At 65.3% G+C, this 21,412-nt stretch carries 21 protein-coding genes; 10 read left to right on the top strand and 11 right to left on the bottom strand.

Going from position 1 to position 21,412, the window contains the following annotated elements:
* Nucleotides 1–10: 10 nt before the first annotated feature.
* From TZ00_RS01540 to TZ00_RS01555, 4 genes are read right to left on the bottom strand one after another with little or no spacing between them, the layout of a single operon-like run.
* The gene (locus TZ00_RS01540) at nucleotides 11–589 is read right to left on the bottom strand and encodes a GNAT family N-acetyltransferase (RefSeq protein WP_044438752.1); all 579 of its coding nucleotides are present in this window, start codon (nucleotides 587–589) and stop codon (nucleotides 11–13) included.
* Between the two features lie 9 nt (nucleotides 590–598).
* Nucleotides 599–1,300: a uracil-DNA glycosylase gene (locus TZ00_RS01545; protein WP_044438754.1), complete on the bottom strand. Its 702-nt coding sequence runs from the start codon at nucleotides 1,298–1,300 to the stop codon at nucleotides 599–601.
* Nucleotides 1,301–1,303: 3 nt separating this feature from the next.
* A complete protein-coding gene (locus TZ00_RS01550; protein WP_238579534.1) occupies nucleotides 1,304–2,074 on the bottom strand; it encodes a type 1 glutamine amidotransferase family protein in 771 nt (256 codons plus the stop codon).
* Nucleotides 2,029–2,547, bottom strand: a complete 519-nt coding sequence (locus tag TZ00_RS01555; protein WP_044438756.1) for a phosphoribosyltransferase — start codon at nucleotides 2,545–2,547, stop codon at nucleotides 2,029–2,031. Before TZ00_RS01555 ends, TZ00_RS01550 begins: the two co-directional genes overlap by 46 nt.
* Nucleotides 2,548–2,600: 53 nt before the next feature.
* Here TZ00_RS01555 and TZ00_RS01560 point away from each other — a divergent pair, with 53 nt between their 5' ends.
* Complete coding sequence (locus TZ00_RS01560) at nucleotides 2,601–4,115, top strand: MFS transporter (protein WP_044438757.1); 1,515 nt, start codon at nucleotides 2,601–2,603, stop codon at nucleotides 4,113–4,115.
* Here the strand turns inward: TZ00_RS01560 and TZ00_RS01565 are convergent.
* Nucleotides 4,103–4,891 (bottom strand): SDR family oxidoreductase, encoded by a 789-nt coding sequence (locus TZ00_RS01565; RefSeq protein WP_044438758.1) that lies wholly within the window; start codon nucleotides 4,889–4,891, stop codon nucleotides 4,103–4,105. The genes TZ00_RS01560 and TZ00_RS01565 overlap by 13 nt on opposite strands.
* Nucleotides 4,892–5,024: 133 nt before the next feature.
* Here TZ00_RS01565 and TZ00_RS01570 point away from each other — a divergent pair, with 133 nt between their 5' ends.
* The 6 genes from TZ00_RS01570 (at nucleotide 5,025) to TZ00_RS01595 (ending at nucleotide 12,158) form a co-directional block, all read left to right on the top strand.
* A complete protein-coding gene (locus tag TZ00_RS01570) occupies nucleotides 5,025–6,131 on the top strand; it encodes an acyltransferase family protein (RefSeq protein ID WP_052521189.1) in 1,107 nt (368 codons plus the stop codon).
* 51 nt (nucleotides 6,132–6,182) lie between these two features.
* Complete coding sequence (locus tag TZ00_RS01575) at nucleotides 6,183–7,511, top strand: bifunctional o-acetylhomoserine/o-acetylserine sulfhydrylase (protein ID WP_044438762.1); 1,329 nt, start codon at nucleotides 6,183–6,185, stop codon at nucleotides 7,509–7,511.
* 82 nt (nucleotides 7,512–7,593) lie between these two features.
* On the top strand, nucleotides 7,594–8,799 hold the full coding sequence (gene metX, locus TZ00_RS01580) for a homoserine O-acetyltransferase MetX (RefSeq protein ID WP_044438763.1): 1,206 nt from the start codon (nucleotides 7,594–7,596) through the stop codon (nucleotides 8,797–8,799).
* Nucleotides 8,800–9,012: 213 nt separating this feature from the next.
* Nucleotides 9,013–10,179, top strand: coding sequence for a sensor histidine kinase (locus TZ00_RS01585; RefSeq protein WP_044438764.1), 1,167 nt, complete (start codon nucleotides 9,013–9,015; stop codon nucleotides 10,177–10,179).
* A complete protein-coding gene (locus tag TZ00_RS18560; protein ID WP_052521190.1) occupies nucleotides 10,176–11,450 on the top strand; it encodes a hypothetical protein in 1,275 nt (424 codons plus the stop codon). Before TZ00_RS01585 ends, TZ00_RS18560 begins: the two co-directional genes overlap by 4 nt.
* Nucleotides 11,451–11,468: 18 nt before the next feature.
* Nucleotides 11,469–12,158 carry a response regulator transcription factor gene (locus TZ00_RS01595; protein WP_044438765.1) on the top strand — a complete coding sequence of 230 codons (690 nt, stop codon included), beginning with the start codon at nucleotides 11,469–11,471 and terminating at the stop codon, nucleotides 12,156–12,158.
* Here TZ00_RS01595 and TZ00_RS01600 read toward each other — a convergent pair.
* The gene (locus tag TZ00_RS01600; protein ID WP_044438767.1) at nucleotides 12,148–12,459 is read right to left on the bottom strand and encodes a thiamine-binding protein; all 312 of its coding nucleotides are present in this window, start codon (nucleotides 12,457–12,459) and stop codon (nucleotides 12,148–12,150) included. The two genes, TZ00_RS01595 and TZ00_RS01600, sit on opposite strands and share 11 nt — an antisense overlap.
* The gene (locus TZ00_RS01605) at nucleotides 12,459–13,718 is read right to left on the bottom strand and encodes a glycosyltransferase 87 family protein (protein WP_238579565.1); all 1,260 of its coding nucleotides are present in this window, start codon (nucleotides 13,716–13,718) and stop codon (nucleotides 12,459–12,461) included. The genes TZ00_RS01600 and TZ00_RS01605 overlap by 1 nt, the downstream gene beginning before the upstream one ends.
* Nucleotides 13,719–13,857: 139 nt before the next feature.
* Between TZ00_RS01605 and TZ00_RS01610 the strand changes: the two genes are divergently transcribed.
* Nucleotides 13,858–14,562 carry a YceI family protein gene (locus tag TZ00_RS01610; protein WP_044438769.1) on the top strand — a complete coding sequence of 235 codons (705 nt, stop codon included), beginning with the start codon at nucleotides 13,858–13,860 and terminating at the stop codon, nucleotides 14,560–14,562.
* A 33-nt stretch (nucleotides 14,563–14,595) separates the two neighbouring features.
* Here TZ00_RS01610 and TZ00_RS01615 read toward each other — a convergent pair whose 3' ends face one another.
* Nucleotides 14,596–15,489 carry an ADP-dependent NAD(P)H-hydrate dehydratase gene (locus TZ00_RS01615; protein ID WP_238579535.1) on the bottom strand — a complete coding sequence of 298 codons (894 nt, stop codon included), beginning with the start codon at nucleotides 15,487–15,489 and terminating at the stop codon, nucleotides 14,596–14,598.
* A gap of 53 nt (nucleotides 15,490–15,542) precedes the next feature.
* Between TZ00_RS01615 and TZ00_RS01620 the strand changes: the two genes are divergently transcribed.
* On the top strand, nucleotides 15,543–16,172 hold the full coding sequence (locus TZ00_RS01620) for an HAD-IA family hydrolase (RefSeq protein WP_044438771.1): 630 nt from the start codon (nucleotides 15,543–15,545) through the stop codon (nucleotides 16,170–16,172).
* Nucleotides 16,173–16,191: 19 nt separating this feature from the next.
* Nucleotides 16,192–17,277, top strand: coding sequence for an NADH:flavin oxidoreductase/NADH oxidase (locus TZ00_RS01625; protein WP_044439287.1), 1,086 nt, complete (start codon nucleotides 16,192–16,194; stop codon nucleotides 17,275–17,277).
* 30 nt (nucleotides 17,278–17,307) lie between these two features.
* Here the strand turns inward: TZ00_RS01625 and TZ00_RS01630 are convergent, their stop codons facing one another.
* The 3 genes from TZ00_RS01630 to guaB1 form a co-directional block, all read right to left on the bottom strand.
* Nucleotides 17,308–18,345: a hemolysin family protein gene (locus TZ00_RS01630; protein WP_044438773.1), complete on the bottom strand. Its 1,038-nt coding sequence runs from the start codon at nucleotides 18,343–18,345 to the stop codon at nucleotides 17,308–17,310.
* Complete coding sequence (locus TZ00_RS01635) at nucleotides 18,338–19,687, bottom strand: hemolysin family protein (protein WP_044438775.1); 1,350 nt, start codon at nucleotides 19,685–19,687, stop codon at nucleotides 18,338–18,340. Before TZ00_RS01635 ends, TZ00_RS01630 begins: the two co-directional genes overlap by 8 nt.
* A 121-nt stretch (nucleotides 19,688–19,808) precedes the next feature.
* Nucleotides 19,809–21,248 carry a GMP reductase gene (guaB1, locus tag TZ00_RS01640; RefSeq protein ID WP_044438777.1) on the bottom strand — a complete coding sequence of 480 codons (1,440 nt, stop codon included), beginning with the start codon at nucleotides 21,246–21,248 and terminating at the stop codon, nucleotides 19,809–19,811.
* Nucleotides 21,249–21,412 lie beyond the last annotated feature (164 nt).

The following is a 21,412-nucleotide window of genomic DNA, read 5'->3' on the forward strand; positions in this document are numbered from 1 at the left end:
CCTAGTTCGGCTACTTCAACGACTTCTGCAGCATGACCGTTCCGAGCCAGCGGTTGAACTTGAAGCCGACCCGGCCGAGACGGCCGACCTCCTTGAACCCGAAGCCCTCGTGCATCTTTAGTGACGCCTCGGCGCCCTGGTCGGCGATCACGGCGAGCACCTCTTTGATACCGGCGGCCTTGGCCCGCGTCAGAAGCTCTCCCATCAGCGCCTTGCCGAGGCCCTTGCCCGTGGCCGCCGGGCCGAGGTAGATCGAGTTCTCGACGGTGCGACGATATGCCGCCTTCTCTTTCCACGGAGCCACGTAGGCGAAGCCGAGAACGTTTCCACTCGGCGATACGGCGACGAGAAAAGGAAATCCGAGTTTGGCGACCCACGCGAATTTTGAGCGCCAGGCCTTGAGCGACATCGGATCTTCGTCGAAGGTGACGGTGCTGTTGGCCACGTAGTGGTTGTAGATCTCGCGAATATCAGGAAGGTCGCGAGTCGTCGCATCACGGATCTCGTATTCGAACTTCGGCGGGGGCGGCGACTTCGGGCGCAAGGCCGGCGGCAGTCTGCGGCGCGGCTGGTACTCCTCTTCAAGCATTGTTCAAGCCTATTGCGGCGCGGCCGCAAGCGACCATTCGACAGGCTGCGAGCCCTGCGCTTCGAGCAACTCATTCGCTCGACTGAACGGTCGCGAACCGAAGAATCCTCGGCTGGCCGAGAGAGGGCTCGGATGCGCGGACTCGATGGCCGGGGTGTCTCCGAGAAGCGGCTTCAGCGTCGCGGCGTCTCGGCCCCACAGGATCGACACGAGCGGCGCTCCGCGAGATGCGAGGGTGCGCACGGCCAGGTCGGTCACGCGCTCCCACCCTTTCTTGCGGTGTGAGCCGGCCTCACCGGCCCGCACGGTGAGCACTCGGTTGAGCAGCATAACGCCCGAGCGAGACCACGCGCTCAGATCGCCGTGCGGCGGAGGCACCACTCCAAGGTCGTCGCGCAGTTCGCGATAGATGTTCTGCAGGCTGCGCGGCAGAGGGCGCACGTGAGCCTCGGTCGCGAAGGACAGGCCGATCGGATGCCCAGGGGTGGGATACGGATCCTGCCCCACGATGAGTACACGCACGTCTGCCAGCGGCAGGCGGAATGCCCGGAACACATTGCGCCCGCTCGGCTGATAGCCACGCCCCTCGGCGACCTCGGCGCGCAGGAACTCCCCCAGCGAGACGATCGTGTCCTCCTCCGGGGCAAGCGCCTCAGCCCAACCCGGGTCGATCAGCCCCTCGGAGAGAAGCCTCTGCAGCGAATCCGCCATCGTTCAGCCGACGCCGATCGTGGAGACCCGCACTGTGCCGTTCTCGCGAGAGACCGACCACACGCTGCCGGATCCGACGACTCGCAGCGAGCCTTCCCCCACGATCAGCGCCGTGTGCTCGTCGATGGCCAGTCCGCCATCGACGACCGCTGCCTCCGTCGCCGCGATGAGCCGAGCTACAGTGCCCCACTGCGCGGCGTGCACGTCGATCGCCGTGTCGATGAGACCGATGCCCTCGGCGACCGTCACCTGTTCGATCTCCTGAGAAGCATCGACAGGGCACACCTGCACTTCGCCGATCTTCCATCCGCCGATCAGGGCACCGTCGCTCACGACGGCGGCGCCGGCCGACATACCGAAGTAGGGAACGCCCGACTCCACGAGGGAACGGATTACCCCGAACGACGATGACAAGCTCTCGCGGTAGGCCGGCACGAGCCCGCCCCACACGACGAGGCCATCGATGTCGACGAGGAGAGACTCGTCGATCGGAGCGCCCTCCGGTGCGAGCACGGCGATGGGATCGACCTTGCCGAGGGTTCCGAATACCGCCGACAGCTCCGCGAACTTCTCCGGACCGTCGCCGTCGCGAATGAGCACGATAGCGATACGTGGGCCGTCGAGGCGACCTGCATCGGTCGCCCGCTGAGTGGCCTCGTCGAGAAAGGGGCGGAAGACCGCCCCATCGTCGTTGAAGGGCCAGCCGCCGCCAGAGAGGTGGATGGACATCAGACGCTGACCGGCGGATGCGCCGACCAGGGGAAGACGATCCACCGGTCTGTCTTACGCCAGAAGAAATCAGGTTGGATGACCGAGCGGGGCTTCGAGTAGAGCGTCGCCGTCTTGACGATCACGCCGACGTTCTCGAGGAGTCCGACGACCAGGGCGAGTGTGCGGCCGGAATCGGCGACGTCGTCGACCAGAAGGATGTTCTTGCCGATCAGTGCGGTGTTATCGAGCATCGGCGGCAGAAAAATCGGCTCGGGCAGGGTTGTCTCGATGTCGGAGTAGAACTCGACGTTGAGACTGCCGCAGCTCTTGGTTCCGAGAGCGTAGGCGAGGGCTCCCGCCGGGAGCAGACCACCGCGGGCGATGGCGATGACGAAGTCGGGAACAAAGCCGCTTCCGAGGACGTCGCGCGCGAGGTCACGAGAGGCATCACCGAACTCCAACCATCCGAGCACCTCCCTCTCGGGTTCAGCCACGGGGGCCGTATCGGCAGTTGTCTTCTCGTCACTTCGAACCATGCCTCATACGGTACCGGTTTTCTCACCTTCCACAGCGCGAGTAATATCCGCTCATGACGACCGGACCTGGCAAGCGCAGATTCGCCGGGATACGATCTCTCAGTACAACATCCGTGGGCGTCACGGCGAGCCTCATCGGCTATCTGTTCCTCGTCGAGATCACCAGCGGAATCCTCCAGGGGTATTACATCCCCCTCATTCCCGACCTGGTGAAGCATCTGGGCATCGTCGATGCTGACTTCAACTGGTTCGAGGCCAGCCAGCTTCTGGTGGCTGCCCTCGTCGTTCCTCTCATCGCGAAGCTCGGCGACATGTGGGGCCACAAGCGGATGCTGCTCCTCACGACGGTACTGACAGCGGCGGCGAGCTGGTGGCTCGTCTTCGCCGACGACTTCGTGTCGTTCCTGATCGCGTGGGCCCTGCAGGGGTTCTACGTGGTCTGGCTGCCGCTCGAGGTCGCGCTCATCTTCGAGCGGGGTCGTCGCACAGGCCGTGCCGCATCGCAGACCCGCCGCGCTGCAGGCCTGCTCGTCGTCGCCCTCGAGGCCGGTGCGATCCTGGGCGCCCTGGCGGGCGGGCGGGTTCTGGCCGCGTTCGGCGAAGCTGTCGGTCCCACCCTGATGATTCCCGCGATCGCCGTCACACTCGTGTTCTTCGTGGTGCTGATCGGCGTTCCCGAATCGACGCCTCAACCGGGGCGTACTCTCGACCTTGTGGGCTTCTCGATCCTCACCGCGGGCCTTCTGCTCATCACGTCGGGTCTGACCTTCCTGAGAATCAACGGACCGGAGTCGTGGTGGGTCTGGGCGCTCGTCGCCGTCGGCGCACTCGTCTTCGTTCCGTTCGTGCAGTACGAGCGACGACAGTCCGACCCGGCAATCGACATCAGGGTGCTCGCCCAGCCCAGCATGTGGCCGGTGCAGCTCACGGCTGCCCTGATCGGCATCAGCCTTCTGGGCGCGCAGGCGCCCCTCAGCACCTTCGCCGGGACAGATCCCGTCAACGGCTACGGTCTAGGCCTCGCCGCCAGCGACATCTCGAACCTCATCGGGGCGTATCTCGTGTCGATGATCGTCGGGGCGATCCTCTTCCCGATGGTCTCGAACTGGGCGACGCCCCGGGTCGCCCTCATTGGGGGCGCGTTCCTGGTGGCGCTCGGCTACCTTCTGTTCCTGCCCTTCCACGACACTGCGGCACAGGTGGTGACAAACATGGTCGTCGCCGGACTCGGATCAGGAGCGTTGGTCGGCGCGCTTCCCAGCGCCGCCGCCGCCGCGGCACCTCGTGGCCAGACAGGCATCGCCGCGGCGCTCACGAACACCACAAAGACGATCGGGGGCTCGTTCGCCTCCGCTGTCTTCGGCGTCGTGCTCTTCGCCGGAGCATCCACCGTCACAGCGACCGCATCAAGCCTTTTCGGCTACATGCAGGTGTGGGCCATCTGCGGAGCGGGGGCGCTGGCCGCGGCCATCCTTCTTTTCTTCGTGCCTCGCCTCGCCTTCGCCGACCCGGTCATTCCGGTCGACGATTCCACCACAACCGATCAGGCCTCAGATCAGGCCCTGTGATCCTGCGGCCGCACGTGGAGCGCCCCTCGGTGCACCTTGTGCGGCGCCGACTGGGCCACGGGCTTGATGACGACCAGGTCGAGTGACACGTGGGGAGGCTGCTCGAGCATCGACACGATCACCCGTGCCACATCGTCGGCGACCAACGGATCGGGCACGCTGGCGTAGACGTTCTCGGCCCTCTCCTTGTCGCCGCCGAAGCGATTCAACGAGAACTCCTCGGTGTAGACCATGCCGGGCGCGATCTCGAGCACGCGGATGGGTTCGCCGCTCACCTCGAGTCGCAACACCTCGAGCATGGCGTGCGTTGCGAATTTGGCTGCGTTGTAGCCTCCACCGCCCTCGTATGCCGTGTGTCCCGCGATCGAGGAGACCGTGACGATGTCGGCGACACCGCCGTCTCCTACGGATTCGCGCAGGTGAGGAAGAAGGACCGAGATCACTCTCTTCACTGCCAACACGTTGACCTCATACATCCAGGCCCAGTCTTCGACACCGCCGTTCTCGATCGAATCGAGACCCCGCGCACCTCCGGCGTTGTTGACGAGCGTATTGACGCCGCCCGTCTCCGCGAGATACTCCGCGAGCGCATCGACCTCACTCTGCACCGTCAGGTCAGCGACGAAATACCTGGCTCCGGTGCGCTCCGCGAGCGCTTCGAGTCGATCCCTGCGTCGAGCCACGCCGACGACATCCCAGCCGGCTGAACGCAGCGCGACGACCGTTGCCTCTCCGATGCCTGAACTTGCTCCTGTGACAACCGCGCGACGGATCATCGATCTGCATCTCCCCTCAAGGTTCGAACTCCGGTTCCACGGTAGTGCGTTCGAGACCGTTGCCCTGACCGCGCGATGTGAGACCGCCGTCGGTCCGAAACTGGGCTGCCGGGCCAAAGCTAGGCTGGTCGCCGTGACATCACCCCAGCAGCCACGCCAACCGCAGACCCCTGCGCCCGCCACCGGATCGAAGGTGCGGCTGCCGCTGTGGGACAACGCGCGATATCTGGCGATCACTCTCGTGGTGGTCGGTCACGCCATCCTGCGGCTCATCGACGCGTCCGACACGTCGTACAGCGTCTACCTGGTCATCTACGCGTTCCACGTTCCTGTCTTCGTGCTCGTGAGCGGATACTTCGCCAAGTCGAGTCCTCCCGGGGCGAAGCAGCTCAAGCGCCTCGTCACAGATCTGGTTCTGCCCTATCTCATCTTCGAGATCATCTGGACGCTGGTGCGCTGGGCGGTTGTCGGCACGCTCAATCTCGACCTGGCCCGGCCGTCGTGGACGCTGTGGTTCATCGTCTCGCTGATCGCGTGGCGCGTGGCCCTGCCGTACCTCGCGCAGCTGCGCTACCCGCTTCTGATCAGCGTCGTTATATCGGTCTGGGCGGGCTACATCGGTGCGATCACCTCGGAATTCGCCGCGTCGCGCACCCTGGGTCTGCTTCCCTTCTTCGTACTCGGCTGGCGTCTACGCGACAGCGGCCTGACCCGCCGGTGGCTGTCGTGGTCTCCGTCGACCGTCGCCGTGTGGCGCGCCGGCGCAGTGCTGGTGTTCGCGGCGGTCGCGCTCGTCGCCTTCACGGGAATCGACTTCTGGCGCGAGATCGGCATTCGCCGGTTCCTCCTCTTCGATGAGTCCTACCCGGAGATGGGATATCACGAGTGGTGGGCCGGCGGCGTTCGTCTGGCCGTGATCGCCGTGGCCGTCATCCTGTCGTTCGCCTTTCTCGTTCTCGTGCCTCGACGCCGCACGGTCTTCACCGACTTGGGGCAGGCGACGCTTTACATCTATCTGCTGCACACCTTCGTCCTGTATCCGTTCCGCGAGTCCGGAATTCTCGAGGGAGACACTCCTTTCTGGTACCTGCCAGCCATGATCCTGTTCGCGATCGTCGTCACCTTCCTTCTGGCCTCGAAGCCCGTGCGGAAGGTCTTCAGGCCCCTGGTCGAGCCCCATCCCCGATGGCTGTTACGCCGTGTGTCTACGCCCGTTGACGCTCGTGCCCCCGCTTCTTAGGCTCGCCTGAGAGCGATCAGCTCTCGCATTCGCCCCAAGGAGGCAGGACTCATGAGCGACAACGACGCCAGCTGGAAATTCGAGACCAAGCAGATCCACTCGGGCGCGGCACCCGACCCGGTGACCAACGCCCGCGCGACACCCATCTACCAGACGACCTCGTACGTCTTCAACAACTCCGACCACGCGAAGAACCTCTTCGCCCTGGCCGAGTTCGGCAATATCTACACCCGCATCCAGAACCCCACGCAGAACGTCGTGGAGGAGCGGGTCGCCGCCCTCGAGGGAGGAACGGCAGCGCTGCTGGTCGCCTCGGGCCAGGCGGCAGAGACGTTCGCCGTGTTGAACATCGCCGAGGCCGGCGACCATATCGTGTCGAGCGCCTCAATCTATGGCGGTACCTACAACCTCTTCAAGTACACGCTCGCGAAGCTCGGCATCGAGACGACGTTCGTCGAGAACCAGGATGACGCCGACGAGTGGCGTCGCGCCGTGCGCCCGAACACGAAGCTCTTCTTCGCCGAGACCATCGGCAACCCGAAGATCAACATCCTCGATATTCGCCTCGTCGCCGATGTCGCGCACGAAGCCGGCGTGCCGCTCATCGTCGACAACACCATCGCGACGCCTTACCTGATCCGCCCGTTCGAGCACGGCGCAGACATCATCGTGCACTCCGCCACGAAGTTCCTCGGCGGGCACGGCACGGTCATCGGCGGCGTCATCGTCGATGGCGGCAAGTTCGCCTGGAGCGAGCACCCCGACCGCTTCCCGGGCCTCACCTCGCCCGACCCCTCGTACCACGGGGTCAACTACTCCGAAGCGCTCGGCAACGGCATCGCCTACATCATCAAGGCGCGCGTGCAGCTGCTTCGCGACCTCGGTTCGTCGATCGCGCCTGCCAGCGCCTGGCAGCTCATCCAGGGCATCGAGACGCTCAGCCTGCGCATCGAACGCCATGTGCAGAACGCACAGGAGGTCGCCGAATGGCTCGACGCCCACGACGACATCGCCACCGTCTACTACGCAGGCCTGCCGTCGAGTCCGTGGTACGCCGCGGCCAATAGGTACGCGCCGAAGGGCGTCGGCGCCGTTCTGTCGTTCGAGCTGAAGGGCGGTGTGGATGCCGGGCGCGCGCTGGTCGACAACCTCACGCTGTTCAGCCACCTGGCCAACATCGGCGACGTGCGCAGTCTTGTCATCCACCCCGCGTCGACGACGCATTCTCAGTTGACGCCCGAGCAGCAGCTCACCTCGGGTGTCACGCCGGGCCTCGTGCGACTGTCCGTGGGTCTCGAGAACATCGACGACATCAAGGCCGACCTCGAGGCCGGCCTCACCGCGGCACGCGAGGTCACACACGCCAACGCGGCCGTGTAGTCCTCCCCTTTCGTTCCATCGACGACCCGGTCCGACGTAACATTCGGGCCGGGTCGCTCGCTGCACGCCAGAATGAAGTGATATGGACTGGCAGACACCCGAAGACACCGTGCCGAGCGGCTTCATCACCGACGCACAGATCAGGTCGATCCTCGGCAAGCCGCCCGCATCCGGTGCGTGGCGCGACGGCGACCCTGTCGGCAGTCGCAGCTTCGTCTCGATCGGACCATTTGACTTCGAGGTCGGAGCGAGCATTCCCGATGTACGCATCGCCTATGAAACGCTCGGCACGCTCTCTCCCGAGCGCGACAACGCCGTTCTCGTTCTGCACGCGCTGACCGGCGACAGCCACCTCGTCGGACACGCCGCACCGGGGCATCCGACCGACGGCTGGTGGGGCGGCATCGTCGGGCCGGGCCTCGCGATAGACACCGACAAGTGGTTCGTGGTGAGCCCCAACATGCTGGGAGGCTGTCAAGGAAGCACCGGTCCGGCATCACTCGGTCCCGACGGAATCGAATGGGGCGCATCCTTCCCGTACACTTCGGTCACCGACCAGGTGCGAGCCCAGGTGGCCTTCTCCGACGCCATCGGCATCGAGCGCTGGGCCGCCGTCATCGGCGGTTCCATGGGAGGCATGCACGCGATCGAGTGGGGCGTGACCCACCCCGAGCGCATCGACAGGCTGGCCGTGATCGCCGCACCGGCCCGCTCGAGCGCCGACCAGGTTGCACTCAACTCCGTTCAGGTCGAGGCGATCCATATCGACCCTCGATTTGCGAGCGGCGACTACTACGACGCGCCCGACGGTGAAGGGCCTCATCGCGGCCTCGCCCTCGCCCGCCGTATGGCCCTGCTCAACTACCGCAGCCCGTCTGAACTGAATGACAGGTTCGAGAGAAGCTGGCAGTCGGGCATCAGCCCCCTCGGCAGCGACGGCAGATTCGCCGTAGAGTCGTACCTCGACTTTCACGGCAACAAATTCACGCGTCGCTTCGACGCCAACTCCTACGTGACCCTGGTGCAGGCGATGAACTCGCACGACGTGGGTCGGGGGCGGGGCGGGGTGGCCAAGGCTCTCTCGAACGTCACCATCCCCACGATCATCATCGGCATAGACAGTGATCGACTGTTTCCGATCGACGACCAGTTCGAGATCGCACAGCACGTTCCTGGAAACATCGACGGAACTGACGCTGTCGTTCTGTCGTCGCCCTTCGGGCACGACGGTTTCCTGATCGAGAACGAGGCTGTGGGCGGGCAGCTCAGGCGGCTGCTGGATGCCTGACCGCCGTTCCGCGCCTGGCATGCCACACAAAGAAGGCCGGGAGTATCGCCTTGCCAACGACACTCCCGGCGGTTCCCCCCAAGTAGTTGAATCAGGCTACGCCCCTCGTATCTGCAACACAATATATGCATGTCCCCCCACTTCAGGGCACAGAGCCACTAGCATGACTGTCGTGACAGAACGCTGGTTTTCCGCAGTCGTCCGCCGCCGATCATGCCGCTGAGCGCAAGCGGTCAACGACGATTCCTGGCCCGCACGACGCGCATGGTCGGGCTCTCCTTTCTGTCTGCGTCGTTCGCTACCCTTCTGCTCGACATACCGTCCGATCTCGACCTGCTCGTTGCAGCACTGCCTCTCTACGGCCTCATGGCCGCGGGCTTCGTCATCATCGGCAGAACACGGTCGCTGGCCTGGACCGCGACGGTGCTCGTGGCGGGGGTGGCGACAATTCTGCTCCTCGACCTCGACGCACTCGGGGGTGGCACGGCATCGACGGCGGCGGCCGCCATTGTTCTCGGATCAGGCGCCCTTCCCGCCCTGATCATCTGCAATCTCGACGCGCCTGCCCGCATCATCACCCTCTCCACGGGCGCGACGCTCGTTCTCGTCGCGACCATCATGACCAGCTCGGCGACGGTGTCTCCGCTCGAAGGTCTGCTTTCCGTGGTTATCGGCTGGTCGATCCTCACCGGCGTCACCGTGTGGCTCTCCGTGAGCATCTCGCGCGCACTCGCCCGCATCGCTCGCCTGGGTCGTGCGCATCTCGCTGAACGGCACGCCACACAGACCGAAGCGCAGCGCCGACAGGGCGCACGGCTTCTGCACGACACTGTTCTCGCCACGCTGACGCTGCTCGCGCACTCCGGAGTCGGCGTGAGTCCTGATGCGCTGAGGGCACAGGCCGCGGAGGACGCGCGCCTCCTGAGGCAACTGCGCCTCGGGGGAACCCCGATGCCTCGATCCTCTGGGGCGTACACGCTGGAGGCAACCGAGACGAGCGACCTCGGGCACACGCTCGAATCCGTCAAACAGCGCTTCGACCGTATGGGATTGACGGTTTCCTGGCACGGGGCGGGGCGTCTTCTGCTGCCCAGCGACGTGCTCGACGCGTTTCTGCTCTCGCTTGCGGAATGCCTCGAGAACGTCAGACGACACTCCGGTGTCAGCAACGCGGAGGTGACCATCACCCAAGACGACACAACGGTGCGCGCGATGGTGACCGACACCGGCGTGGGCTTTGATCTCGAGCAGGTCGATGCGGCCAAACTCGGTCTCGCCGAGTCTGTCGTCGCCCGCATCCGAGAGGTCGGCGGTCGTACTCGACTCTTCTCCGCACCGGGCTCTGGCACCACGGTCGTTCTGGAGGTTCCGAAGCTGTGACCGACGTCATCCCCCACGGCCAGTCGCCGTCTGGCGAAGATCCGAACGTGCTGAGCCGACTTGTTCGGGCACGCCGGATCGGGCCGCGAGCAGTCTCCGCGCTGCACGACGACCTGGCAAGGGACTCCAGGCTCGGCTACGGGTATCTCGGCATCGCCGCGATCGTCCTCGGGTCGTGTCTGTTTCTGCGGGGCCTGATCACCTTCATCTCCGACACCGTCGCCGATCCCGCCGACGGATCCATTCCAGTTCGCATCGTTGCCTGGGCACTGCTCCTGGTGGCCCTCGTCGGGTCGTGTCTGCTCGCCCGCAGATTTCATGGACGCATCCCGGCCGTCGCGTTCGCATCGGCCACAGTGCTCATGGCGCTCGCGCTGCTGCTGGAGACCGTCGCGAACGTCGGCACGTCTCAGCCGATTCTCCACACGTCGACGGTATTCGGGGTCGGAGCGACACTGCTCGCTCTGGTCGGATCGCGGCCCGCGCGACAGCTTCTCGTCGCCGACATCGTGTTCGCGGTGATCATCGTGGCCATGCTCGTCTCAGGCGCCTTCTCCGACTCCTTCTCCCCCGGTCAGTCGATGCAGGTCGCCACGACAGCCCTGCTTCCGCCGCTCCTCGGTGCGCTCATCGTAAAAGGTTTCGGCGCTCTCGTGCAGCTGGAGCTCGACCGCTCTGTCGTGGAGAGCGCCCTTCTCTCTCCCCGATTCGCGTTCGGCATGCGGGCATCCGATGAACTCGCACGCCTCGACCTCGATGCGGAGCAGATCCTCGACGGTATCGCCCGCGGCACCATCGATCTTCCCCTCGACCCCGAGGTGGCGGCGGGGGCATCATCGATCGCGACCGAGCTGCGCCTGCTTCTGGTCGCGGGGCGACACGACACCTGGCTCCACCACGCGATCGAGGAGTCAGAAGTGCTCGGCCCGGTCGTGACTCTCACCGATCCGAGTGGGCTGGCCGGGTTCCTCGACCCCAGCCAACGCGAGGGTCTCCTCTCTGCCGTCTGGCTGCTCGTGGCTGATTCGTCTCGTGTGCAGCCGACCCTGCAGATCGTGATCGGCCCCCAGAGCGTCGAAGAAGACGGGGACGCTCCCGATAGAATGAGTTTCCCGGTCGCACTCACGGTCGATGGCGTCCCCAAGCGGCGCATCGACCCCGCCGTATGGCCGGCGCTCGATCGTGTCGGCGACCATTCGGAGATGGTCACGAGGGGAAGCATAACGATCGTGACGACAGTTCATACCGTGGCACAGCAGGCCGCAGCGTAAGCGGCCGGGAGGACAACCGTGACAGACTCCGCAGAACCGATCAGACTTGCGATCGTCGACGACCATCGAATGCTCCTCGGAGCGTTGACGGAGTGGATCCGCAACGCAGCCGACGACATCGACATGGTGGCCGCTGTCACGACATGGCCAGACCTGCTCACCCACCCCGAGTTTCCCGTCGACGTGGTGCTGCTCGATCTCGATCTCAAGGACTCGCTTCCGATCTCGGTCAAGCTCCGCACCCTCAAGACAACGGGGGTCAAGACGGTGCTCATGAGCACGTACTCCGAGCCCGCGGTGATTCGCGAGGCCATCGCGGCCGGCGCCCTGGGGTACCTGGTCAAGAGCGAGGAGGCCGGAATGATCGTCGAGGCGATCCGCGCGGCCCACGCCGGCAGGCCGTTCATCTCGAGCGAGCTCGATCTCGCCCTGTCTGCAGACGAGGTCGGCGGAGCGCCCAAGCTCTCGGCTCAGGAGCGCCGCGTCATGGCCCTGTACGGCGGTGGCGAGCCGGTCAAGCAGGTCGCCCAGGCCCTCGAGATCTCAGAAGAGACCGCGAAGTCCTATCTGAAGCGCATTCGAGAGAAGTATCGCGTGGCCGGCATCGACGTCGGAACGAAGGTCGCACTGCGCAAACGGGCGATCCAAGACGGCCTGCTCGTGCAGGTCGATTATCACCGAGCGTCAGAGACCGACATCACGGAGTGATCTGGTCGAGTGCGCTTTCGAGCCGCTCGACCTTGGCCGTCAGTTCACCGCTGTAGCCATCTCGGATATCCGCCTTCAGAACAAGCGAAACCCGGCTGCCGAAACGTGCGACCGCCTCGGTTGCCTCCTTGATGACGGCGAAGACCTCGTCCCACTCCCCCTCGAGGGTGGTGAACATCGAGTCCGTGTGATTGGGCAGCCCCGAGTCGCGGACGACCTTCACGGCCGCAGCGACGGCGTCATGCACCGAACCGTCCTCGCGTCCGGTTCCCGAGGGTGCAACAGAAAATGCGACGAGCATCAGGTGACCTGCCTTTCCAGTGAGTCCTTGGTAGAGCGAGCGGAGCCGGGGTGCCGTCTCAATCGCCAGACCATGCGTACAGCCACGCCGAGCAGCACGACGAGGGCGACATTGCGCAGAGTCAGCACGACGAGCATGCCGGGCTGCAGCACCAGAAGCGCGTCGTACCCGAACGGGTAGAAGATCTGGGTGACGGCGGCTATGCCCAGAGCCAGCATCGCGGGGGCGAGGAATCGTCTTCCTTGCGTGACGATGCCGAGCACCACCGGGGCGGCGATCCACAGTACGAACTGAGGGGAACCGACCTTGTTGAATACGAGCAGACCCACGACAATGGCGAGGCTGAGCGGTGCGAGCAGGTGAGCAGGCCTTGCTCCGCTGCGCATAACGACAAAACCCAGTGTCAGCAGCGCTGCTGATGCGACGACCAGAAGAGGCGTCATCACCGCGCTTGCCGTGTCGATGCCCGAACCGACCACCTGGAACGTGTTGATCGACCGAATGTACTTCACCGACGCAGACGCCGGGTCGAGGAAGGCGATCCACATCCAGATCGTGCTGATCGGCGCCTCGATCTGCAGCCCGCGCGAGGATTGCTGAGAGATGAATCCGAGGCTGTTCGCACCGCTTCCGACACCGAGTACGACAAGTCCGATGGCAATAGCGGTCACAACGAACGAGATCGCGGCGGATGCTCGTTTTCGGATTGCGACGACGATCGCGGCAACGAGAACCGCGGGCCAGACCTTGATCCAGGTCGCGAGCGCGAGCAACGCGCCGGCCACGACCGGTCGGTGCTGGGCCACGAGGAGAGCGATGATCGCGATGGCTACGGTCGTCACGTCGATTCGTCCGAGGGCCACAGGTCCGAGGAAGAGCATAAAACCGATCCACCACCACGCCGCCGTGATGCGCAGCGACCCGAGTCGAGCGCCCGGGCCGGTGCGCGCAAGCAGATAGGCCAGGACGACGGCATTGGTCACTACCACGACAAGCAGCCAGCCGACGCCGTACAACTGAGGGCCGAGCACCATCGCCGCGAGCATCGGTACCAGCGCTACGAGCGGATAGACCCACGGCTGCGACACCCCGACGACGTCGCCGGCCAGGGCGTTCTGCACCCACGAACTGTATTGCCGTGTCACATCGCCCCACGGCAGGGTCGGGTGCGTGAGCCCCACGAAGCCGAGCCAAGCATGCACCAGCAGAAAGGCCGACCAGAGGACTGCCGGACGCCTGACCGTCGTCTCCAGCATCATCCGCACGTCGCCCATACTAGGCCGCACCACACCGACCTCGCGGGACGTCGGGCACAGGGTGCTCCCCGCTGGCTCCCAGCAAGGGATCACCTGCGCCTGATTGTCTGGCCATTCACCCCCCAACTACCGCGGACGGATCATGAAGAGAATTGCGAGCATCGCTATCGGCGTCTCGGCGTCGGTGCTTGCATTGGGAACCATGGCCGCTGTGGCCGGCCCCATCATGTACGGCAGTGCGGCCGCGAGTCCCGCCGCCGTGGAGCCCAGCGTGATGCCGACCGTCCGCGAGGTTTCACCCCAGGTGGCCTTCGACGACATCTCCGACCTTTCCGGAGATTGGGCTATCGCAGACGGCTCGGAGGCGGGCTACACCGTCGACGCCGTGGTCAATGGGTCGGCTCTGACGGTCACCGGCACAACCGACCACGTCACGGGATCGGCCACTGTTGACCACAGTGTGCTCACCAGCGCGACGATCGTCGTAGAGGTCGCCAGCATCACGACAGACAATGCTGTGCGCGACGCCTACTTCAGGGGACCAGCCCTCGACGCCGACGACTTTCCCACCGCTCTATTCACGCTCTCGTCGCCCATCACGCTCAGCGACGATTTGATCGATGGAAAACCGGTGGTCGTGGCCGCATCCGGCGAGCTGAACCTCCACGGTGTAAGCCGAGCTGTGAACGTCTCGCTCACCGCCAGTCTCGAGAACGGACGGCTGAGCCTCGCCGGCAGTGTGCCTGTGTCGTTCGATGACTATGGCATCGCGCCTATCGATCTCGGATTCGCGCGCGTCGATGACAAGGGTTCGATCGACTTCATCCTGACCGTCTCTCCGCGCTGACGCCCGCCCGTCCTCCGATACGCATCGGGCTGGTCAGTGCGCATTCCGGCTGAGCAGATCTGCGATCGTGGGGCCCAGCGAGTCCGCAATGTCGAGCGCCGTGATCGGTCCTCCCCCTGACGCACGCGCGGCAGCGGCCTGGTGCAGGTAGGCGGCGGTGGCCGCCACCTGCGACAGGATGCCCGTCGCCTCGTCGGCGACGAATGTCGCGTTCGTCGCGAGCAGGGCCCCCAGAATTCCGCCGAGGACATCGCCCGAGCCGGCCGTCGCCGCCCAGCTCGACGACGCCGTCACACTGATCGTCTCGGCCGACGGACCGGCGATGATCGTGCGAGCTCCCTTCAGCAGCACGGTCACGCCGAAGCGCTGCGCTGTGGCGATGGCCCAGTGCACGGGGTCGTCGGAGATGCTCGATCGATCGATCGTTACTCCGACGCGAGCCCACAGCGAGGCGAGTTCGCCCGCGTGCGGAGTGATGATCGTGTCGGCTCCGGCCTCGGGCACCAGATCGAGAGCGCCGGCGTCGATCACGCAGGGCACGCCGTCGCCGAGGGCGCTTCGAAGCAGCGACGTCTCGGCATCCGATCTCTTCTCGGCATCCATGCCGGATCCGAGCAACCACGCCTGCACCCGGCCCGGTGCGGTCACCACCTCCGGCCGCCTCTGCAGCACGAGGCCCGTCGGCACATCGGGGCCCAGATAGCGAATCATGCCGACCCCCGTCCGAGCCGCTGCATCGACGCCGAGCACGGCCGCTCCCGGGTACATGTTCGATCCTGTCCGCACGCCCAGGACACCGCGTCGATACTTGTCGTCGCTCTCCCGAGGCACTCGCACGATCGGCATCGCGTCGGCGTCGGTCCATTCGACCGTCGCGGCGTCGCGGCCGGCCTGTAGTGCAGGAGTGCGTTCAGTATTGTCGCTCACAGCTCCACGATAGATTGGATGCACCCCCACCCTCTATCGACCTGCGGAGCTTCATGCCCATCAGCATCCCCGGCAAAGTCGTGGTCTTCGACTACGGCGAGGTCATCTCCTACTCCCCCTCCGAGGCAGACCGCCAGGCACTGATGTCGATTGCGCGGGTGCCGGAGGATCTGTTCTGGCCGCCGTACTGGGCCAACCGAGACGCCCTCGACGGCGGAACCCTGAGCATCCGCGACTATTGGCTCGAGATCGCGCGGCATGCCGGAGTCGAATTCAGCGAGTCGCGCATTCAGCAGCTCTGGATCGCCGACTACCGCAGCTGGCTCAGCGTGAACCCTGACACCTACGACATCCTCCTCGCGCTCCGCGACGGACGCACCCGCATCGCTCTCCTGTCGAACGCGGGCTTCGACTTCGGCGACTACTTCCGTCGCGGACCCATGGGCGCCCTCTTCGAGCGCGTCTTCGTCAGTGCCGAGATGGGCCGACTCAAGCCCGAAAGCGCGATCTACCTCGAGGTGCTGCGCGAACTCGACATCGAGGCGCACGACATGATCTTCATCGATAACAAGGCCGTGAATATCGACGGAGCAGCGGAGCTCGGCATCGACGGTCACGTGTTCACGACCGCGCAGCTTCTCCACGCGTTCCTGGATGACCGTGCAGCAACCGCGTCAGCATGACCCGACGAAAGACATCACCATGAGCGGCTCCACTCTCTTCACTCCCCTCAGCATCCGGGGCGTGACCATCCGCAACCGCATCTGGGTCGCGCCCATGTGCCAGTACTCCGCTGAGGCACACGATGGCATGACCACCGACTGGCACCTCGTGCACCTCGGCTCCTTCGGCCAGGGCGGTGCGGGTCTCGTGATCACCGAGGCCACGGCGGTCAGCCCCGAGGGCCGCATCTCACCCCAAGACCTGGGGATCTGGAACGACGCGCAGGCGAAGGGCTTCCGCCGCATAACCGACTTCCTGCACGCTCAGGGAGCGACGACGGGCATCCAGCTCGCCCACGCCGGCCGCAAGGCCTCGACCTATCGCCCCTGGGCGAGTGAGAAGGGCACGGTTCCGCTGGATGCCGGCGGCTGGCAGTCCGTCGCTCCGTCGCCTCTCGCATTCCCCGGCTACGCGACACCCGTCGAGCTCGACTCCGCCGCCATCGACGGTGTCGTCGACGACTTCGTCGCAGCGGCACGGCGGGCGATCGACTCCGGATTCGACGTGCTGGAGATCCACGCAGCGCACGGGTACCTCCTTCACCAATTCCTGTCACCGCTCAGCAACGAGCGCACAGACGAATACGGTGGAACCCTTGAGAACCGGGCCAGACTGCTCCTTCGAATAGTGGCTGAGATCCGCGCCGCGGTGGGCGACGAGGTTCCCCTTCTAGTGCGCTTCTCGGCCACTGATTGGGTTGCCGACGGCTGGAACGAACAGCAGACCGCGACTGTGGCGGGGTGGGCCAGAGACAGCGGCGCCGACGTGTTCGACATCTCGAGCGGCGGAAACATCACTGGCGTCACGATTCCGCTCGCGCCCGGATATCAGGTTCCCTTGGCCGAATACGTTGCGGCGAGAGGCGACGTGCCCGTCAGTGCAGTGGGTCTCATCACCACCGCGACGCAGGCGGCGCAGATCGTCGACGAGGGTCGCGCCGACGCAGTGATGCTCGGCCGCGAGATGCTGCGAGACCCGCACTTTGCTCTGAGAGCCGCCCACGAACTGGGCGTGGCCATCGACTACTGGCCGTCGCAGTACGTGCGCGCCGCCTGGCCCGTCTAAAGCGCTAGCCGACGCACGGCCGCGTGATTCTCAGAGGCGCCGGGTCGCATCCTGCACCTCGCCGACCAGCTCCTCGATGATGTCCTCGAGAAAGAGCACACCGGTGGTGCGACCCGACTCTGAGAAAGTACGCGCCAGGTGCGCGTTCGTGCGACGCATGCTGGCCAGCGCATCCTCCAGCTCGGTTCCCTCATAGATCGAGACGAGCTGCCTGATGCGTTTGGCGGGCACCGGCAGATCGGCCTCGTCTGCGTCGATATCGATCACGTCTTTCAGGTGCAGGTAGCCGTCCGGGCGCCCTTCCTCGTCGACCACGATGTAGCGAGAGAATCCGTGTTTGACGACCGCGTGCTCGATCTCGGCCGGCGTCACGTGGTCCGACAGGCTCACGAGCGACTCGAGAGGCACGGCCACGTCTTTAACCGTCTTCGACGTGAACTCGAACGCCGCATTGAGGGTGCCCGTCGTATCGCTCAGAACACCCTCACGGGTCGACTGCGACACGATCGTCGACACCTCGTCGAGCGTGAATGCGCTCGCCGCTTCGTCTTTCGGCTCGACGCCGAAGAGTCGCAGGATCGAGTTAGCGGTCGCATTGAGCGCGACGATGACGAATCTGAAGACACGGGCGATCCACACGAGCGGCGGAGCGAGAAGCAGAACGGCGCGCTCGGGCAACGAGAATGACAGGTTCTTGGGAACCATCTCGCCGAATACGACGTGCAGGAACGACACGATCAGCAGCGCGATGATGAAGGCGATCGTGCCGATCGCCTCTTCAGGCAGACCGGTGAAGGCCAGCGGAATCTCGAGCAGGTGATGGATCGCCGGCTCTGAGACATTGAGGATCAGAAGCGAGCACACGGTGATTCCGAGCTGACACATGGCCAGCATGAGTGTCGCGTGCTCCATGGCCCAGAGCGCGGTCTTGGCGCTCGCCTTGCCCTGATCAGCGAGGGGCTCGATCTGCGAGCGGCGAGCGGAGATGACGGCGAATTCGGCGCCGACGAAGAACGCGTTGGCCAGAAGAAGCACAACGAGCCAGACGATACCCAGCCAATCAGCCACGGTCGTTCACCTCCGTACTCGCTTCATCGGTCGTGAGCGCATCGACGGGCGCTGCGGCCTCGTCGGTGGCGATCGGGGTGAACCGGATGCGATCGATACGCCGGCCGTCGAGCCGAACGACGGTGAGTTGGCCGGTGGGCAACTCGACCGTGTCGCCCACGACGGGCAGCCGTCCGAGTTCGCTCATCATGAAGCCACCCACCGTCTCGAACGGACCGTCGTCGGGAACGCTGATGCCCGCGCGATCGGCGAGTTCATCGGGCCGCAGTATGCCGGGAAACGATACGGAGTTGAGAGTCTTGACGACTCCGGCGCGCGAGCGGTCGTGCTCGTCGTCGAGTTCGCCGACGAGCTCTTCGACCAGGTCTTCGAGCGTGACCACGCCCGCCGTTCCCCCGTACTCGTCGACCACGATCGCCATCTGGTAGCCGCGACCGCGCAGCTCGCCGAGCAATGAGTCGAGCTTCATGGTCTCGGGCACGCGAATGACGTTCGAGGCGAGGGCCGCTGCGGGCACGTCGTGCCGCCTGTTCCGTGGAACGCTCACGGCCTGCTTGACGTGCACGACTCCGACGATGTCATCGATGTCGTCGTCGAGCACGGGAAAGCGGCTGTGTCCGGTCGTGCGGGTGAGGGTGATCACGTCTTCTGCGCTGTCTGTGCGCTTGACGCTCGCGATACGCGGCCTGGGTGTCATGGCGTCGGATGCTGTGTGTCCCGAGAAGAGGAGCGTGCGGTTGAGCAGGGTCGCCGTGTCGAGATCGAGACTGCCCTGCATGGCGGAGCGTCTCACCAGCGAGGAGAGCTCCTCCGCGGTGCGGGCACCCGAGAGCTCCTCTTTCGGCTCGATGCCTACCGCGCGAAGGAGACCGTTCGCGCTGTTGTTGAGCAGGCTGACAGCCGGCTTGAACACCAGCGTGAAGAGTCGCTGGAACGGGATCACCAGCTTCGCCGTCTGCAGCGGCAGCGCCAGCGCGAAGCTCTTCGGAACGAGTTCGCCGACGATCATCGACAGCAGCGTGGCGAACACGATTGCGATCGTCGCCGAGACGCCAGGCACGACGGCCTCGGGGATGCCGACGCCGGTGAGCGGGGCGCGAAGCAGGTTCGAGATGGCCGGCTCCATGGTGTAACCGGTGAGAAGAGTGGTGAGCGTGATGCCGAGCTGCGCGCTCGAGAGGTGGGTCGAGGTGATCTTCAGCGCCGAGATCGTAGGACCGAGCCCGGTGCCGCCGCGCTTCTGCCTGGTCTCGAGGTCGTTGCGGTCGAGGTTGACCAGCGCGAACTCGCTGGCGACGAAGATGCCGGTACCGAATGTGAGAACGATACCGATGCCGAACATGATCCAGTCAAGAGGCACGGTGGCCGCCGGAATTGTTCAGAAGAAAGGATGGATGGGCTGAGGGAGGGTCGTCCATTGTCTGGCCAGTATACCGGCAGGCCTCGCCAGATCGCCGGGGCGATTACCAGCTGACGGGAAGGGCCTTTCCCTCTTCGTACCCCGCGGCGGACTGGATGCCGACGAGCGCCCGATCGTGGAACTCGGCGACATCGGAGGCTCCCGCGTAGGTGAATGAGCTGCGCACGCCCGACGTGATCATGTCGAGCAGATCCTCGACGGAGGGGCGGAGCGGGTCGAGGTAGATGCTGCTCGACGAGATGCCCTCGGCGAACAACGTCTTGCGGGCGAGCTCGTAGGCGTCGAGGCGTCCGAAGCGGTCTTTGACGGCCTTGGTCGACGCCATGCCCCAACTCTCTTTGTAGAGCCGGCCCGTCGCATCCGTCTTCAGTGTGCCTGGCGCCTCGATCGTGCCGGCGAACCACGAGCCGATCATCACGCTGGATGCTCCGGCTGCCAGCGCCAGCGCGACATCACGCGGGTAGCGCACTCCCCCGTCGGCCCACACGTGGGCCCCGAGCTCGCGAGCCGCATCGGCGGTCTCGAGCACGGCCGAGAATTGCGGGCGACCGACCGCCGTCATCATGCGCGTTGTGCACATGGCGCCCGGGCCGACCCCGACCTTGAGGATCGTTGCACCGGCCGAGACGAGATCGTGCACGGCGTCGGCCGTCACGATGTTGCCGGCCACGATGGGAAGGCCGAGGTTCTCGTTGGCCACCGTCTCGATGGCGCGCAGCATGCCCTCCTGGTGCCCGTGGGCCGTATCGATCACGAGCACGTCGACGCCGGCCGACGCGAGCGCACGGGCCTTGGATGCGACATCGCCGTTGATACCGATGGCTGCGGCGACCCGAAGGCGGCCCTGTGCGTCGAGCGCCGGGGTGTAGAGAGTGGAGCGCAGTGCGCTCGTGCGGCTCAGGGTTCCGATGACCGCTCCGTGCCGCATCACCGGGGCGAAGTCGAGTTCGGCCTCGACCATCGCGTCGAACGCCTCTCTGGGAGAGTCGATGTCGTCGGCGGAGAGAGCCGTCAGCGGGCCGTGCAGCAGATCTCCGAGGAGCGCATCGGGCAGCGCAGAGGCGAGACGGGCTGCGGCGATGCACCCGAGGTACACGCCGGCGGAGTCGTGAATGACGATTCCGTGACCCGCGACCGCGGGCACCTGGCGAAGCGCCTGCTCGACGGTGTCGTCGGGAGCAAAGTCGAAGGGGGTGTCGAATTCGACGGGCTGGGCCTTCACCCAACGGATCGCCGCATCGAGATCTTGGAGGTGCATGTCCTGCGGAAGAACACCGAGCCCACCGCGCCGCGCGAGGGTGGCCGAGAGTCTGGGACCCGTGACCGAGTTCATGTTCGCGCTGACGATCGGGATGCTCGCTCCCGTGCCGTCGTTCGGCGCGAGCGATACGTCGAGTCTGCTCGTCACCTGCGAGCGCGACGGCACGAGAAAGACGTCGGAATACGTGAGGTCGTGGGTCGCGGTCGCGTGATAGAACTCCATACCTCCAACGGTAGTCGCTTCTGCGCCGAGCGGGCCGTGCCGGGTGGCGCTTCAGGCTGAGGGGATTAGGCTTGACTACGAACGTGTCGGGCGCCCGCCGGCAACGATGCAGGGCGCTGACGGCTGTCATGAATGTACTGATTTCAGGCGAATTGTCGATGCAC

The organism is Agreia bicolorata (assembly GCF_000938265.1).
In the GTDB taxonomy this organism is placed as follows: Bacteria; Actinomycetota; Actinomycetes; order Actinomycetales; family Microbacteriaceae; genus Agreia; species Agreia bicolorata.

Coding starts and splice junctions, on each gene's coding strand:
- TZ00_RS01600 (WP_044438767.1), bottom strand. CDS start 12,459: ATGCTCGTCGCATTTTCTGTTGCACCCTCGGGAACCGGACGCGAGGAC.
- TZ00_RS01605 (WP_238579565.1), bottom strand. CDS start 13,718: ATGATGCTGGAGACGACGGTCAGGCGTCCGGCAGTCCTCTGGTCGGCC.
- TZ00_RS01575 (WP_044438762.1), top strand. CDS start 6,183: ATGAGCGACAACGACGCCAGCTGGAAATTCGAGACCAAGCAGATCCAC.
- TZ00_RS01565 (WP_044438758.1), bottom strand. CDS start 4,891: ATGATCCGTCGCGCGGTTGTCACAGGAGCAAGTTCAGGCATCGGAGAG.
- TZ00_RS01620 (WP_044438771.1), top strand. CDS start 15,543: ATGCCCATCAGCATCCCCGGCAAAGTCGTGGTCTTCGACTACGGCGAG.
- TZ00_RS01545 (WP_044438754.1), bottom strand. CDS start 1,300: ATGGCGGATTCGCTGCAGAGGCTTCTCTCCGAGGGGCTGATCGACCCG.
- TZ00_RS01585 (WP_044438764.1), top strand. CDS start 9,013: ATGCCGCTGAGCGCAAGCGGTCAACGACGATTCCTGGCCCGCACGACG.
- TZ00_RS01625 (WP_044439287.1), top strand. CDS start 16,192: ATGAGCGGCTCCACTCTCTTCACTCCCCTCAGCATCCGGGGCGTGACC.
- TZ00_RS01610 (WP_044438769.1), top strand. CDS start 13,858: ATGAAGAGAATTGCGAGCATCGCTATCGGCGTCTCGGCGTCGGTGCTT.
- guaB1 (WP_044438777.1), bottom strand. CDS start 21,248: ATGGAGTTCTATCACGCGACCGCGACCCACGACCTCACGTATTCCGAC.
- TZ00_RS01560 (WP_044438757.1), top strand. CDS start 2,601: ATGACGACCGGACCTGGCAAGCGCAGATTCGCCGGGATACGATCTCTC.
- TZ00_RS01555 (WP_044438756.1), bottom strand. CDS start 2,547: ATGGTTCGAAGTGACGAGAAGACAACTGCCGATACGGCCCCCGTGGCT.
- metX (WP_044438763.1), top strand. CDS start 7,594: ATGGACTGGCAGACACCCGAAGACACCGTGCCGAGCGGCTTCATCACC.
- TZ00_RS01540 (WP_044438752.1), bottom strand. CDS start 589: ATGCTTGAAGAGGAGTACCAGCCGCGCCGCAGACTGCCGCCGGCCTTG.
- TZ00_RS01635 (WP_044438775.1), bottom strand. CDS start 19,687: ATGTTCGGCATCGGTATCGTTCTCACATTCGGTACCGGCATCTTCGTC.